The sequence below is a fragment of the Kutzneria kofuensis genome, from assembly GCF_014203355.1.
In the GTDB taxonomy this organism is placed as follows: domain Bacteria; phylum Actinomycetota; class Actinomycetes; order Mycobacteriales; family Pseudonocardiaceae; genus Kutzneria; species Kutzneria kofuensis.
In genome coordinates this window covers 85,254-99,797 of the sequence record NZ_JACHIR010000005.1, presented here as the reverse complement: position 1 = coordinate 99,797, position 14,544 = coordinate 85,254, and the positions used below count along the sequence as shown (strand labels likewise).

At 70.6% G+C, this 14,544-nt stretch carries 12 protein-coding genes; 5 read left to right on the top strand and 7 right to left on the bottom strand.

Going from position 1 to position 14,544, the window contains the following annotated elements; all coding sequences use genetic code 11:
* Positions 1 to 109: 109 nt before the first annotated feature.
* Genes BJ998_RS46140 through BJ998_RS46130 form a run of 3 tightly spaced genes read left to right on the top strand, consistent with a single transcriptional unit; the run spans position 110 to position 4,060 of the window.
* A complete protein-coding gene (locus BJ998_RS46140) occupies positions 110 to 2,482 on the top strand; it encodes a phosphoketolase family protein (protein ID WP_184870549.1) in 2,373 nt (790 codons plus the stop codon).
* Entirely contained in the window at positions 2,479 to 3,483 is a 1,005-nt protein-coding gene (locus BJ998_RS46135) for an acetate/propionate family kinase (RefSeq protein WP_184870548.1), read from the top strand. The genes BJ998_RS46140 and BJ998_RS46135 overlap by 4 nt, the downstream gene beginning before the upstream one ends.
* Before the next feature lie 10 nt (positions 3,484 to 3,493).
* Positions 3,494 to 4,060, top strand: a complete 567-nt coding sequence (locus BJ998_RS46130) for a DoxX family membrane protein (RefSeq protein ID WP_184870547.1) — start codon at positions 3,494 to 3,496, stop codon at positions 4,058 to 4,060.
* A 210-nt stretch (positions 4,061 to 4,270) separates the two neighbouring features.
* Here the strand turns inward: BJ998_RS46130 and BJ998_RS46125 are convergent, their stop codons facing one another.
* The 7 genes from BJ998_RS46125 to BJ998_RS46095 form a co-directional block, all read right to left on the bottom strand.
* On the bottom strand, positions 4,271 to 6,907 hold the full coding sequence (locus BJ998_RS46125; RefSeq protein ID WP_184870546.1) for a bifunctional acetate--CoA ligase family protein/GNAT family N-acetyltransferase: 2,637 nt from the start codon (positions 6,905 to 6,907) through the stop codon (positions 4,271 to 4,273).
* Complete coding sequence (locus tag BJ998_RS46120; protein ID WP_184870545.1) at positions 6,904 to 7,515, bottom strand: CBS domain-containing protein; 612 nt, start codon at positions 7,513 to 7,515, stop codon at positions 6,904 to 6,906. Before BJ998_RS46120 ends, BJ998_RS46125 begins: the two co-directional genes overlap by 4 nt.
* 2 nt (positions 7,516 to 7,517) lie before the next feature.
* The gene (locus BJ998_RS46115) at positions 7,518 to 8,294 is read right to left on the bottom strand and encodes a universal stress protein (RefSeq protein WP_184870544.1); all 777 of its coding nucleotides are present in this window, start codon (positions 8,292 to 8,294) and stop codon (positions 7,518 to 7,520) included.
* Positions 8,291 to 8,914: a nitroreductase family protein gene (locus BJ998_RS46110; protein ID WP_184870543.1), complete on the bottom strand. Its 624-nt coding sequence runs from the start codon at positions 8,912 to 8,914 to the stop codon at positions 8,291 to 8,293. Before BJ998_RS46110 ends, BJ998_RS46115 begins: the two co-directional genes overlap by 4 nt.
* 163 nt (positions 8,915 to 9,077) lie before the next feature.
* Positions 9,078 to 10,058 (bottom strand): class I SAM-dependent methyltransferase, encoded by a 981-nt coding sequence (locus BJ998_RS48925; protein WP_184870542.1) that lies wholly within the window; start codon positions 10,056 to 10,058, stop codon positions 9,078 to 9,080.
* Between the two features lie 33 nt (positions 10,059 to 10,091).
* The gene (locus BJ998_RS46100) at positions 10,092 to 10,739 is read right to left on the bottom strand and encodes a response regulator (protein ID WP_184870541.1); all 648 of its coding nucleotides are present in this window, start codon (positions 10,737 to 10,739) and stop codon (positions 10,092 to 10,094) included.
* Between the two features lie 44 nt (positions 10,740 to 10,783).
* A complete protein-coding gene (locus BJ998_RS46095) occupies positions 10,784 to 11,422 on the bottom strand; it encodes a CBS domain-containing protein (protein WP_184870540.1) in 639 nt (212 codons plus the stop codon).
* Between the two features lie 110 nt (positions 11,423 to 11,532).
* Here BJ998_RS46095 and BJ998_RS46090 point away from each other — a divergent pair, with 110 nt between their 5' ends.
* Both BJ998_RS46090 and BJ998_RS46085 read left to right on the top strand, forming a co-directional pair.
* Positions 11,533 to 14,073 carry a cation-translocating P-type ATPase gene (locus BJ998_RS46090; protein ID WP_184870539.1) on the top strand — a complete coding sequence of 847 codons (2,541 nt, stop codon included), beginning with the start codon at positions 11,533 to 11,535 and terminating at the stop codon, positions 14,071 to 14,073.
* Positions 14,070 to 14,465 (top strand): universal stress protein, encoded by a 396-nt coding sequence (locus BJ998_RS46085; protein WP_184870538.1) that lies wholly within the window; start codon positions 14,070 to 14,072, stop codon positions 14,463 to 14,465. The genes BJ998_RS46090 and BJ998_RS46085 overlap by 4 nt, the downstream gene beginning before the upstream one ends.
* Positions 14,466 to 14,544: the final 79 nt, after the last annotated feature.

The window sequence follows — 14,544 nt, the reverse complement described above, 5'->3', positions numbered from 1 at the left end:
CACGGGGCCGAAAGACTCCGGCGGTTCGGGTCGGCCGCCTGCGGCCGGGGACCTCGACCACCAGCGACTGTGGGAGCTGAATCGGGAGCAGCGACCACGGGAGCGTTGGATGATCACCGCAGGCTCGATCGGGCAGCAACCGACGACGCGTTGGGTGCAGCGACTGGACGCGTGGTGGCGCGCGGCCAACTACCTGTCGGTCGGGCAGATCTACCTGCTGGACAACCCCTTGCTGCGCGAGCCGCTGCAGCCACGGCATGTGAAGCCGCGGCTGCTCGGGCATTGGGGGACCGTGCCCGGCCTGACCCTGACCTACGCCCACCTGTCCCGCATGATCATGTTGCACAAGCTGGACCTGATGTTGGTGACCGGCCCCGGTCACGGCGCGGCCGGCCTGAACGCGGCGGCGTGGCTGGAGGGCACGTATTCGGAGTGCTATCCGGAGATCTCGCAGGACGAGGACGGCATGCGGCGGCTGTTCCGGCAGTTCTCCTTCCCCGGCGGCGTCCCGAGTCACGCCTCGGCGCACCTGCCCGGTTCCATCCACGAGGGTGGCGAGCTGGGTTACTCGTTGGCGCACGCGACCGGTGCGGTGCTGGACAATCCGGGTCTGATCGCGGCGTGCGTGATCGGTGACGGCGAGGCGGAGACCGGTCCGCTGGCGACCAGTTGGCAGGCAACGGCTTTCCTGTCGCCGGAGCGGGACGGTGCGGTGCTGCCGATCCTGCACCTGAACGGCTACAAGATCGCCAACCCGACGGTGTTGGCCCGGATTCCACGGCACGAGCTGAACTCGTTGCTGATCGGGCATGGTTGGCGGCCGATCGAGGTCGCCGGGAGCGATCCGACCGAGGTGCATGAGAGTTACGCGGACGCGGTGGAGAAGTGCGTGCTGGGGATCCGGGAGATCCAGGGCGCGGCTCGTCGTGGTTACGGCAGCCGCGACCGCAAGTGGCCGATGATCGTGTTGCGCACGCCGAAGGGCTGGACCGGCCCGCACGAGATCGACGGCAAACAGGTCGAGGGCAGTTGGCGCTCGCACCAGGTGCCGTTCGCCGCCATTCGTGAGGACGCGCACCACTTGGCGTGTCTGGAGCAGTGGATGCTGTCCTACCGTCCGGAGGAGTTGTTCGAGCGGGATGGCGCACCGGTGCCGATGGTGTGTGATCACCGTCCACTGGGGACGGACAGGATCAGCGCGAAACCCGTCACCCACGGGCAGGTCCAGCGTGATCTGCGGCTGCCCGATCCCGCGGAGCACGCCGTCGAGGTGCCGATGCCGGGAACGGTCGTCGCGGAGTCGACCAAACGGCTGGGCACCTACCTGCGGGATGCCATGCGGCTCAACGAGGAGCAGCACAACCTGCTGCTGTTCGCCCCCGACGAGCACGCCTCCAACCGCCTGGACGCCGTGTTCGAGGTGACCGGCCGACGCTGGCAGCTGGCCACGGAGCCCGGCGACGACCACCTCGCCCCGGACGGCCGGGTGTTGGAGGTGCTGTCCGAGCATTTGTGCCAGGGTTGGCTGGAGGGCTACCTGCTGACCGGCCGGCACGGGCTGCTGTCCAGCTACGAGGCGTTCGCGCACGTGGTGGACTCGATGGTGGCGCAGCACGCGAAGTGGCTGCACACCGCGGCGCGGATCCCGTGGCGGCGGCCGATTCCGAGCCTGAACTACCTGCTGACCTCGCACGTGTGGCGGCAGGACCACAACGGCGCCTCGCACCAGGACCCCGGTTTCGTCGACCACGTGCTGAACAAGCGGCCCGAGCTCGTCCGGGTGTACCTGCCGCCGGACGCCAACTGCCTGCTGTCCGTCGCCGATCACTGCCTGCGCAGCCACGGCCTGGTCAACGTGATCGTCTCGGGCAAGCAGCCGGCCTTGCAGTACCTGACGGCCGACGAGGCGGCGGCGCACTGCGAGCAGGGCCTGGGCGTGTGGCGCTGGGCCAGCACCGACGCCGAGGGTGACACCGACGTCGTGATGGCGTGCGCCGGGGACGTGCCGACCCAGGAGACGCTGGCGGCGGTGCAGGTGCTCCGGGAGTTCGTGCCGGACCTGCGGATCCGCGTGGTCAACGTGGTCGACCTGGCCCGGCTGGCTTCGCCGGAGCAGCATCCGCACGGCATCGACGACAAGGCGTACCGGGAGATCTTCACCGACGCGCCGGTGATCTTCGCCTATCACGGCTATCCGTGGCTGATCCACCGGTTGACCTACCGGCGGCCGGGCCACGACGACCTGCATGTGCATGGTTTCCACGAGAACGGCACGACCACGACGCCGTTCGACATGTGCGTGCTGAACGAGCTGGACCGCTACCACCTCGCGCTGGCCGCACTGGAACGCGTGCCGCGGGTCACCGGCCGGCTCGGGCACGTGCGGCAGCAGCTGCTGGACCGGCTGGCGGTGCACCACGACCACATTCGGCGCACCGGCGAGGACCTGCCGGAGATCCGTGAGTGGACGTGGACGCAATGAGCCGCGTGCTGACCGTCAACCCGGGGTCGTCCAGTCTCAAGGTGTCCGTTGTGGACGCTGGGACGACACTCGGCGAGTGGGCCGAGTCGGACTGGGACGGCATGCCTGATCCCGCCGAGGTCGAGGCCGTCGGCCCGGTCGACGCGATAGCGGTGCGGTTCGTACACGGCGGCGATCGCACCGGTCCGGTCGTGCTGGACGAGGCAGTGGCGCAGGACCTGCGGAGATTGGTGCCGATGGCTCCGATCCACCAGCCACGATCCCTGTCGATGGTGCGGGCGCTGCGAAACTGGTGGCCGGACGTGCCGATCGTCGCGTGCTTCGACACCAGCTTCCACACCGGCCTGCCGCCGGCGGCGTCGACATATCCGATCCCGGTGGAGTGGACGCGGAAGTTCGGCGTCCGGCGGTACGGCTTCCACGGTCTGTCGTGCGCCAACGCGCTGCGCACGACAGCGGAGACGCTGGGGCGGAGGGCGGGGGAGGTGGCGATGATCTGCTGCCACCTCGGCTCCGGCGTCTCCGTCACGGCGATCGACGGCGGGCGCAGCGTCGACACCTCGATGGGGTTCACGCCGCTGGACGGAGTCCCGATGGCGACCCGTCCCGGTGCGCTCGACCCGGGCCTGCTGCTGTACCTGGCGCGGGAAATCCCGTTGGAGGCGCTGGAAGACGGGCTGAACCACCACAGTGGACTCGCCGGATTGTCGGGCACGAACGGCGATCTGCGCGAGGTGCTCGCCGCCCGCGCACAGGGCAGCGCCGACGCGGACGTGGCCGTCCGTGTCTACCTGCACCGGTTGCGTCGGGAGATCGCGGCCGCCCGAACGTCCCTGCCTCGACTGGACGCGCTGGTCCTGACCGGCGGCGTCGCGGAGCACCAGCCCGGCCTGCTCGACGAGTTGGCCACCGGACTGGAGTTCCTCGGCGTCGACCCGATCGTGACGCCGGCCCGTGAGGACCTGGAGATGGCACGACAGACCGAAGAAACCCTGAACTGAGGAGGAAACCATGTCCGTCAAGGAGCGTCCCGCCACTGGTCCGAACCCGGTGAGTGCCAGACCGGCGGCCTGGCAGTGGCTGGCCGTGCTGCGCATCGCCGTCGGCCTGATCTTCCTGTGGGCCTTCGTGGACAAGCTGGTCGGGCTCGGCTACGCCACCCCGGCCGCCAAGTCGTGGCTGAGCGGCGGTTCACCCACCAAGGGCTTCCTGGGCAACGTCGGCGTCGGCCCGTTCCGGTCGATGTTCCACGCCTGGGCCGGCGCCGGCTGGGCGGACTGGCTGTTCATGCTGGCCCTGCTGGGCATCGGCCTCGCCGTCACGCTCGGCGTCGCGCTGCGGATCTCCGCGGTGGCCGGCACCATCCTGCTGGTCCTGATGTGGGCGGCCGAGTGGCCGCTGAGCACCACGACCGCCGCCGGCGCGCCGAGCGGCTCGACCAACCCCCTGATCGACTACCACATCGTGTACGCCCTCGTGCTCATCGTCGCCGCGCTGTTCGGTGCCGGCGTGACCTGGGGGCTGGGCGGGCGGTGGGAACGACTCGCCGTCGTGCGGAACAACCCCTGGCTGCGCTGACAACCATGTGTGTGACCAGGGCCGATGCCCTGGTCACACAGCCATGTCCGGACGAGAGCGGGAAGCCGTGTTCGACGCTGCGGGCCTCGATGTCCTCGACCGGGCCGAGTGCCTGGCGGGATCGGCTCATCGACTTCCCGCCGGCGCTGGTCGCCGCGGCTGCGCGACACGGATTCGCTCCGCGTCGAGGTCACCGAGGACCGGTGACGGTTACGCCCGCAGCGCGCGCAAGGCAGCGTCGGTCCGTGCGACGGGGCGGAGCAGGATCCGGGCGTCGGCGACGACGCAGCCGGTCTCGTACGCGATGAGCGGATTGAGGTCCATCTCGACGACCTCGGGCAGTAGCTCGGCCAGGCGGCCGACCCGGAGCACGGTGTCCCGCACGGCACCGACGTCGATGCCGGCGAGTGCCTTCGGAGCCGGGAAGCTCTGGAGCAGGTCGTGGCTGTCGGTGTCGGTGACGGGCACCAGACAGGTGACACGCTTGTCGATGACGTCGGTGTCGGTGCCGCCGAGGCCGAAGACGACCAGCGGGCCGAAGGAGGCGTCGCCGACGACGCCGACGAGCAGTTCACGGCCGGGGGAAGCCATCGGCTGCACGAGGTAGCCGAGCAGGTCGGCGCCGAAGCGGTCACGCATCAACCGGGCCTGGACGCGCAGCGAGGGCTCGTCGGCGATGTCGAGGGCGACGCCACCGCCGGCGCTCTTGTGTAGCAGGCCCTGCGCGACGGCCTTGAGGGCGACGGGGCCTCCAAGCGTCCGGAAGGCGGCGACGGCGTCGTCCTCGTCGATGGCGGGGATGATGTCGAGAACGGGGATCCCGAAGCAGCGCAGCAACTTTGTCACTTCGGGCGCGGGCAGCCAGCCGTCGGAGTGCTCGGTGAGGAAGCTGTCGACGAGTGCACGGGCGGCAGTGACGTCGATGTCCGGGAGTGCGGGCACCCGGCCGGGGGAGCGGCGCAGCCACTGGCCGTAGTGGGCGGCGTGGGCGAGGGCCGACACGGCGACGGCGGGTTCGGCGAAGCTAGGCACGGTGTCGCCGAGCAGGCGTAGGTTCTCCCGTTGCGTCAGGTCCACTGCGACGACCGGCGTCTCCCGGCCGCCAGCGCGGGCCTTGGCGACGGCTTGGGCGATGTCGGCCGACGGGTCGCCGAGCGCGGTCGGCACGGTGATCACTACCACGGCGTCGACCTCGACGTCGTCCATGGCGGCGCGGAGACAGCGGGCGAACGTCGCCGCGGGCACGGCGGCAGTGGTGTCGATCGGGTTGCCGAGGCTGGCGGTCGCCGGCAACGAATGGCCGAGTATGGCGCGAAGCGTCGACGACGGCGGCTGCAGGTGCAGACCCGCGACGGCACACGCGTCGGCGGCGAGCACGCCGCCGCCACCGGCGTTCGTGAGGACCATGGTGCGGAGGCCACGGGGCACCGATTGCTTGCTGAGCACGGCAACCGTGGCGGTCAGCTCCGTGAGCGTGTCGACGGCGATGACGCCGGCCTGTCGGTACAGCGCGTCGCGCGTGACGGCGGGGGTGGCGCTCGCGGCGGTGTGCGAGGCGGCGGCCCGGCGGGCGACCTCGCTGGTGCCGGTGCGCAGCGCGACGACCGGTTTGTGCCGGGCGAGCCGGCGCGCCAACCGGGAGAACTTGCGGGGATTGCCGAACGACTCCAGGTAGAGCACGGCCACCCGGGTCGCCTCGTCACACTCCCACCACCGGAGCATGTCGTTGCCGCTGACGTCGTACTTGTCGCCGGTGGAGACCATTGTGGACACTCCGAGGCCGGCCGCGGAAAGCTGGTCGGCGAGGGCGATGCCGGCGCCGCCGGACTGGGTGACCACCCCGATGTCACCGGCGCGGGACGGCCGGTCGGAGAACGACGCGTCCAGCCGGATCCGCGGATCGGTGTTCACCACGCCGAGGCAGTTCGGCCCGACCATGCGGAAACCGCCGCCGCGCACGGCCTTGAGCACCTCGCCATGCAGCTTCTCGTCGCCGGTGATGCCGGACGTGATCACGACCACCGCCGGGACCCTGCGCGCGGCGCAGTCGCCGAGCACTGACGGCACGGCGGCGGCCGGTACTGCGACCATGACCAGGTCGGGGACTGCGGGCAGCTCCAGCAAGGATCCGTAGCAGCGAATTCCGGCGATCTCGGCGGCGTGTGGATTGACGGCCGCGAGTTGGCCGGTGAACCCGGCCTCGATCAGGCGCTGAAGGATCGCGTGGCCGACAGTGCCGGCCGCGCGGCCGGCGCCGACCACCGCGACGCTGCGTGGCCGGAGCAGTCTGGTCAAGCTTGCGACGTCGGCACGGACCTCTCGGTCCGTGACGGTGTCCAGGTAGCAGTCGTCGGGGTCGAGCGGCAGCACGAGGTGGATCTCGGGGCCGCTGCTCTCGACGCGGCACGGCAGTCCGAAGTCGTGGAACACGCGGAGCATGCCGGCGTTCTCCGCCAGCACGTCTGCGACGAACCTCCGGACGCCGCGTGCCCGGGCGAGCGATCCCAGGTGCTCCAGCAGCAGCGTGCCGACGCCGTGCGCCTGCTGGCGATGGTCGACGGCGAGCGCCACCTCCGCCTCTTCCGGATCGGCGACGACCTCGTACGTGGCGACGCCGGTGAGGACGCCGTCGACGTAGGCGCCAAGCGTTGCGTGCCGAGCGTCCTCCGCCGTCAGGTGCTCGGCGAAGGCGCCCAGGCGGGGCGGCCGGATGGTGAAGAAGCGCAGGTAGGTGTCCCGCTCCGGCAGTTCCTGGTGGAGCAGCCGGACGGCCTCGGTGTCCGCCGGCGTGAGGCGACGTACGAGCGCCACCCTCCCGTCGGCCAGGAGCGCTCGCACGGCGGTCATCGCACGGCTGCCCGGCTGCGCACCCGGACCTCGGTGGTCCCGGGGACGGATTCGGCGATGACCTGTGCGACGTGCCGGTCGGTGGCGTCGTCGAAGTCGTCGACGATGTCGACCACGCCGTCGTGCACGGTGACCGACCAGCGGTCGGCGCCGCCGTACGCGGCCAGCCGCGACCGCACGGCGATCAACACGGTCGTGTCGTCGGTGGCGATGACGCGTAGCAGGTCGCGGCGGGTGACGATGCCGACCACGCCGCTGCCGCCGTCGACCACGGGCACCGCGCGCACGTTGTCGTCGAGCATCATCCGTGCGATCACGCTGGCGTCGGTACCAGGCGTGATGGCTACGGCTGGTGTGCTCATCACCTCAGCGACGGTCTGTGCAGGGTGCGTTTCGACATCGTCGTCCTGCCAGATACGGGTGCGGGCATCGACCGGGATGCGGTCGCGTAGCACGTCGGCCTCGGTGACCATGCCGACCAGCCGGCCGTCGTCGACCACGGGGGCGGAGGTGAAACCGCGCCTGGCCAGCAGTGCGGCGATTTCCTTGACGGGCTGCTCGGGCCGGGCGGTGATCACCGGGCTGCTCATGACGTCCTGTGCCCTCATTGTCAGCTCCTCACGGTGTCGAGGGCCGGCGCCGCGATTGCGGCGTCGAGGATGGTGTCGGGGCCGGCGATGACGACGGGGCAGGCCGCCTCGCGCAGCACCCTGCGGTAGATCCGGCCGCCTATGCCGTGTTCGTGGTGGCCGATGAGGACCATCGCTGCGAACTGGGAGTGCCACGCCAGGGCATCCGCGGGTGCGCATACCAGCGTGTGTAGCTGCATGGCCATCGCGGGGTAGCGGCCGGCGAACAACGAGACCAGGTCGAACACCGAGTTGCGCTGCTCGGTGCTCGTCCGGTGTGGCTGGCAGTGCACGACGCGGACGCCGCGGCCGAGCCGGTCGGCCTCGGTGAACGCCCAGCGCAGCGCCTGCTCGGAGTGCTCGGTCCCGTCCGCTCCGACCAGGATCGGCCGGTTCTCGCCGTCCCAGGCCGTTCCGGGGGCGACGGTGGCGACCGGGCAGCTCGCCTGCGCCGCCACGGTCGCGGCCATGCCGGCCTTGGCGGCGGCACGGTCGACGACGATCAGGTGCGCGTCGGTGGCGCGATCCAACAGCGCGTCGACAAGACTGTCATTGGCCGTCATCGCCGACAGCGACAGCTGTGGGTAACGGGTGCGGACGGTCGCGGTCGCGTTGTAGAGCGCGGGCAGGCTGCCGCCGTCGGCGAGCACGACCCGCAGCGGGGCGTGTAGGCGACCGGCGTAGTCGGCGGCCCAGGTGATGGTGGCCAGTGAGTCGATGATGGGCGAGAACCCGGCCAGGACGGCCTTGATGGTCATGAGGTGCCTCCCGGCAGCGCGGGTTCGCCGTCCATGAGCAGGTCGGCGATGGGACGTCGGGGTGTGGGCGCGACCGGGCTGCCGTGACCGATTCGCAGGATGGTTTGGGGGGTGATGCCGGCGCCCAGCAGGTGGCGCAGCTGCTTGCGGCATTCGGGCACTTCGATCGGTTGGGCGATGAACGAGGCGGACAGGCCGAGGGTGGTGGCGGTGAGCAGTACGCGCTGCATGGCTTGGCCGGCGTGCAGCTCGGCCAGCAGGCCCTCGTAGTAGGAGCAGACGACGGCGATCAGTGGTTCGCGCTCGAAGTCCTTGCCTGGCAGCCGGTCTCGTGCCTGGCCGTGTGGCAGCAGCGTCACCATTGGGCGGATGCCCAGGGCTTCCAGCGCGATGCGGAGGTTGGTCAGGGCGGCGCCGCATGCCAGCCGCAGTTCCTTGTCGCCCGGGTCGGTGGCCGGTAGCCGGCGCGTGAGGTCGGCGTGCAGCTCGATGCGGTCGGGCAGGACCCGGAATCGCCAGGGTTGGCTGTTGTGCACCGACGGGGCCATGGCCGCCGCTTCGAGCACGGTGGTCACCTCGGCCGGGCTGAGCCCGAGGCTGGCGGGGACTGGACTGGTCATGGCTTCACGGTGCGCGTCGGGGGTGCGCCGCTGACACGGCCCAAAGTCATGTGGGACCAGGGCCGTCGTCCAGGAGATTCACAGGACCCTTGGACGTGACCGGCCGTTGCGACTCCACGCTGACCCGGATCGTGCAGGCCGCGGCCGACCTGGTCGTCGTGGGTTAGGACGGCTTGTCCACCGTCGCGGTCGCGAACCCGCCCCAGGCCCGGCGACTGGGCGTGTCGGCGCCGAGGGTGCGGTGATCGGACAGCGAAAGCCCGCAGGATGCGAGCAGTTCGGCCAGGCGTTCACGGGAGGGCGGGGTGCTGTCGACACCGAACTTCAGCACCTCTCCCGTTGCCTTCGTCGTGGCCCTGGCAAAACGCCAGTACAGCGCGCGCGAGTCGAGCGCTTCGCTGGTGAAGTAGTCGAACGCGACGACGCTTCCGAGCGCCGTCGAAGCGATCTTGCGCAGGGTGTCCTCGACGGCCGCCCGTTCGAGGTACATGGTCACGCCCTCCCACAGGAACAGTGCCGGCTCACCCGGATCGAATCCCGCCGAGGTGAGGCAGCCGAGCCAGTCCTGCTTCTCGAAGTCCGCCGGCACGAACGTCACCGCGCTGGCATCGATGCCGGCCTTCGCCAGCGTCTCGCGCTTGACCAGCTGGGTTCGTGGAGAATCCACCTCGAACACCCGCACCCGCGCATCGGCCGGAAGCCGATAGGCGCGCGTGTCGAAACCCGCGCCGAGTATGACGAACTGCGCCATGTCGGGCAGATGCCGGTCGACGGCCGCGTCGAAGAACCAGATGCGCGCGGAGGCCTCGTACTGCGGGGAGACCTCGCCCTCGAAGGGATATCTGAACGCCCGCGGCACGTACCCGGACAGCCGGTGCGCCAACAGCACCGGACCGGTCGCCAGCCGCAGGCCCAGGCGCGGGATGCCGGGCAGCACCCGGATCAGCCGGTCCGCTGCCTCGTCCCGTCTCGTCCCGAAGTTGTGTTCGGAGAACCGGGCCGACAGCGGCCCCTGAGCCGTCCCGGACACACCCGAGCGGCCCGTGGCGATGGTCTTGCCGACCCACACGATGTAACCGATCAGGATCAGTGGAGACGCCAGGATGCTCAGCGTGTAGAAGACGACCGCCGAAGGCTTGCGCACGTGCCCTCCCATGACGAGCTTGAGGATAGGCGGTCAGGAACCGCGCTTGTCCTTCAGCTCGGTGGCCAACACCGCCGCCTGGGTGCGGCGTTGCATGCCGAGTTTGGCCAGCAGGTGGGAGACGTAGTTCTTGACGGTCTTCTCGGCCAGGTACATGCGTTCGGCGATCTGGCGGTTGGTCAGGCCTTCGCCGATGAGCTCCAGCACGACGCGTTCCTGGTCGGACAGCACGGCCAGGGGGTCGGTGCGTTGTTCCTGGTCGCGGCGCAGGCGGGCGAGCAGGGCGGAGGTGGTGTGGGTGTCGAGCAGGGACTGGCCGCCGGCGATGGTGCGGATGGCGTTGACCAGGTCGCTGCCCAACACCTGTTTGAGCAGGAAGCCGGCGGCGCCGGCCATGATGGCGTCGAACAGGGCGTCGTCGTCGGAGAACGACGTGAGCATGAGGCACTGCAGTTGTGGCATGGCGGAGCGCAGCTCGCGGCAGAGTTCGACGCCGTTGCCGTCGGGCAGCCGCACGTCGAGCACGGCGACCTGGGGTTGCGCGGCGGGGACCCGGACCAGGGCCTCGGCGACCGTGCCCGCCTCACCCACGACCTGCAGGTCCTGCTCGCCCTCCAGCAGGTCGGAGATCCCCCGCCGGACGATCTCGTGGTCGTCGACGAGGAACACGCCAATGGTCATCGCAGCCACCTCCGGACAGAGCGTTCCACGTTCCTGGCTGCCGGTCACGCCACACCCGGATCCACGTCGTCGACCTCGTGCTCGACGGCGCCGGCGACGCCGACAACGCCGGGCAGCGCCCATGCGACGCGGATGGCGGAGAGGGCCTGGCTGCGGCGCTCGACACGGCCGCCGAGCGTCACGACGCCCTCGCTGACGGTGGCCGTCACACCCGCGGGCACGGCCCGGAGCACCCGCTCCCGCACGACCTCGTCGGGGACGAGGAACAGGCGCAGCACATCCGCGCGGGACAGCACTCCGGCGAGCCGACCGTCACCCTCGACCACGAACAGCCGGCGCACGTCGGCACGGCCGAGCTTGCTCGCGGCGTCCTCCGCGGTCGCGTCCGGGCCGATGGTGATCACGGGCGAGGTCATGAGCCGGGCGGCGGTGGCGGCGTGCGCCTTGCGGCTCCGCGCCCGGTGCGTGGTGGACAGCAGGTGGTCGAGTCCGCCCCGCATCTCTTCCTTGCGAATGAGGTCGGCCTCGGACACCACGCCGGTGACACGCCCGCTGTCGTCGATCACCGGGACCGCGCTGATCCGGTACTCGGCCAGCGTGCGGGCGATCTCCTTGAACGGGGCGTCGGTTGTCACGGCGATCACCGGAGTCGTCATCACCGATCGAACGGTCGGGTACGTCATGGCACAAGCAGACCGGACGCACGGCCCACCCTGACAGTGCCATCGCGCCCGGGACCCTGGGGACGTGTGGCCCTGGTTGCCGCGAAGCAGCTGGCGCGAGCCTCGAGAACATGACCGTGACGGTGAGCTCGACTCCGGCTGGACTGTCCACCCGGGAGGCACAGCGCCGGCTCCAGCAGTACGGCCCGAACGCGCTGCCGCAGCGGTCGACCCGCCGGTGGTGGCGGGAGCTGGTCAAGCAGTTCACGCACCCGCTGGCGCTACTGCTGTGGATGGCGGCAGCGCTGTCGGCGGTGTCCGGCTCGACGGAGCTGGGGATCGCGATCCTGGTCGTGATCGTCCTGAACGCGCTGCTGGCCTTCGTGCAGGAGCAACAGGCCGAACACGCCGTCGAGGCGCTCGGACGCTACCTGCCGCAGCACGCCTGGGTGCTCCGCGACGGCCACCGCCAGCAGGTGCCGGCGACCGACCTCGTGCCGGACGACGTGCTGCTGGTCGAAGAGGGCGACCGGGTCTCCGCCGACGCACGCCTGGTCGAGGGCGTGGTGGAAGTGGACAACTCGGCCCTGACGGGCGAGTCGGCGCCCGTCGTGCGGGATGCGTCGCTGGACGACGACCGGGAGAACCCGCTGGACTCCCCGACCAGAGTCTTCAGCGGCACGGTGTGCACCGAAGGCTCGGCGAAGGCAGTGGTGGTCGGCACCGGCGCGCACACGGAGCTGGGACGCATCGCGGCGCTGTCGCAGCGGGTGCACGTCGACCAGAGCCCGCTGGAACGCCAGGTGCGCCGTGTCGCGTGGCTGATCGCGCTCGTCGCGGTCGGTGCGGGCGTGGTGTTCCTGCCGCTGGGCCTGGTCGCCGGACTGTCGCTCGCGGCGGCGTTGCTGTTCGCCATCGGCTTGCTGGTGGCGAACGTGCCGGAGGGCCTGTTGCCGACGATCACGCTGGCGCTGGCCGTCGGCGTGCGGTCGATGGCGCGCCGGGGTGCGGTCGTCAAGCGGCTGTCGGCGGTCGAGACGCTCGGCTCGACAACGGTGATCTGCACTGACAAGACCGGAACGCTGACAGCGAACAAGATGCGCGTCGTGGAGGCGTGGCCGGCCTCGCCCGAGCTGGCCGATGCGTTGTTCCGCTGCGGCACCGCGGACGACACCACCGGCGACCCGACGGAAGTCGCGCTGCTCCGCTACGCCCGAGAGGCCGGCGTGACGGCCGATGTGGGTGATCGCGAGCGGGAGCGGCTGGCGCTCAACAGGTTCGACCCCAGACGCAAGATGATGTCCACGGTGGACGCCAACGGCATTCACGTGAAGGGCGCGCCGGAGACCGTGCTGGCCCGGTGCGTCGGTGACGTTTCGAAGCTGCGCCGGGATGCCGAGGAACTGGAAAGCCGTGGCCTGCGTGTGCTCGCGGTGGCCACGAAACCCCTATCCGGCCAGGACGTGCCTACGCAGCAAGACGCCGAGTCCGGGTTGACGGCGATCGGTGTGGTCGGGCTGCTCGATCCGCCACGGCCGGAGGTGGCGGCCGCGGTACGGGCCGTGCACACCGCCGGGATCAAGGTTCACGTCGTCACCGGCGACAACGGCCACACCGCCGCCGAGATCGCACGGCAGGTCGGTCTCGACGCCGACCGCGTGATCGAGGGCGCGGTCGTGGACCGCATGCCGGAGGACGAGCTGGATCGGCTGCTCGCCGGCGAGGGTGAGATCGTGTTCGCCCGCTCCACCCCGGAGACGAAGCTGCGCATCGCGGACGCGTTGCGGCACAAGGGCGAGGTCGTGGCGATGACCGGCGACGGCGTGAACGACGCGCCGGCGCTGCGCCGCGCGGACATCGGCGTCGCGATGGGCGCGGCCGGCACCGACGTCGCCCGCGAGGCCGCCACGCTGGTGCTGACCGACGACAACTTCGCCACCATCGCCGCCGGCATCGAGGAAGGCCGGCGCGTGTTCGACAACGTGCGCAAGTTCATCCTCTACATCTTCGCGCACGCCATCCCGGAGGTTGTCCCGTTCCTGCTGTTCGCCCTGGCCGGTGGCGCGATCCCGCTGCCGCTGACGGTGTTGCAGATCCTGGCGATCGACCTGGGCACGGAGACCCTGCCGGCGCTGGCGCTGGGCCGCGAGCCGGCCGAACCCGGCCTCATGCAACGAGATCCGCGCAAACGCGGCGAGGGCGTGATCACCAAACGGCTGCTGTGGCGGGCCTGGGGCGTGATGGGGTCGGTGTCGGCCGTGCTGGCGCTGCTGGCCTTCTTCACGGTCCTGCTGGTCGGCGGCTGGCATCTCGGCGACCCGGTCGGCCTCGGCGCACCGCTGCATCACGTGTACCTGCAGGCGACGACGGCGACCTTCGTCGGGGTCGTCGCGTGCCAGGTCGGCACGGCGTTCGCGGCACGGACCGAACGGGCGTCACTGCGCGCGATCGGGCTGACGACGAACCGGCTGTTGCTGGCCGGCATCGCGTTCGAACTCGCGTTCACCGGGGCGTTGGTGTACGTGCCGCTGCTGCAGGACGTCTTCGGCACGGCCGCGCTGCCGCCCTGGGTCGTGCTGATGCTGCTGCCCTTCCCCATCGCGGTGTGGGGCGTGGACGAACTCGACCGGTGGCGTCGGCGCCGCCGGTCCGGACAAGTGAGGACAACATGATCGTTGTGGGTGTCGACGGCACCGAGGTGTCGCAGAAGGCCCTGGAGTGGGCCGTCAACGAGGGCAGGGTCCGGCACACGCCGGTGCACGTGGTGCACGCGTGGCGCTTCGACCCGATGACCGATCTGCTGCCGAGGGAGCAGATCAAGGAGGACTCCGCCGGGCTGTTGGCGCGCGAGATCGCCGGCCTGGCCGACTCGGAGCACGTGAGCTACTCCAGCGTGCAGGGTGACGCCGCCCGCGTGCTGCACGAGGTCAGCGAGGGCGAGGACATGCTCGTGCTGGGTAGCCACCGACGGAACTCCGTCGGCGAGCTGCTGTTCGGCTCGGTGAGCCGGGAATGCCTGCGGTACGCGACCGTCCCGGTGGTGGTCGTGCCCGCAGGGTCCTAGTAGGACTTTGTTAGGTCGTCATGGTGGCCGCTGATGACATGTGGGGCATCGACCTGTCCAGGTCGCGAGCAACACCTGG

Coding starts and splice junctions, on each gene's coding strand:
- BJ998_RS46140 (WP_184870549.1), top strand. CDS start 110: ATGATCACCGCAGGCTCGATCGGGCAGCAACCGACGACGCGTTGGGTG.
- BJ998_RS46135 (WP_184870548.1), top strand. CDS start 2,479: ATGAGCCGCGTGCTGACCGTCAACCCGGGGTCGTCCAGTCTCAAGGTG.
- BJ998_RS46130 (WP_184870547.1), top strand. CDS start 3,494: ATGTCCGTCAAGGAGCGTCCCGCCACTGGTCCGAACCCGGTGAGTGCC.
- BJ998_RS46125 (WP_184870546.1), bottom strand. CDS start 6,907: ATGACCGCCGTGCGAGCGCTCCTGGCCGACGGGAGGGTGGCGCTCGTA.
- BJ998_RS46120 (WP_184870545.1), bottom strand. CDS start 7,515: ATGAGGGCACAGGACGTCATGAGCAGCCCGGTGATCACCGCCCGGCCC.
- BJ998_RS46115 (WP_184870544.1), bottom strand. CDS start 8,294: ATGACCATCAAGGCCGTCCTGGCCGGGTTCTCGCCCATCATCGACTCA.
- BJ998_RS46110 (WP_184870543.1), bottom strand. CDS start 8,914: ATGACCAGTCCAGTCCCCGCCAGCCTCGGGCTCAGCCCGGCCGAGGTG.
- BJ998_RS46100 (WP_184870541.1), bottom strand. CDS start 10,739: ATGACCATTGGCGTGTTCCTCGTCGACGACCACGAGATCGTCCGGCGG.
- BJ998_RS46095 (WP_184870540.1), bottom strand. CDS start 11,422: ATGACGTACCCGACCGTTCGATCGGTGATGACGACTCCGGTGATCGCC.
- BJ998_RS46090 (WP_184870539.1), top strand. CDS start 11,533: ATGACCGTGACGGTGAGCTCGACTCCGGCTGGACTGTCCACCCGGGAG.
- BJ998_RS46085 (WP_184870538.1), top strand. CDS start 14,070: ATGATCGTTGTGGGTGTCGACGGCACCGAGGTGTCGCAGAAGGCCCTG.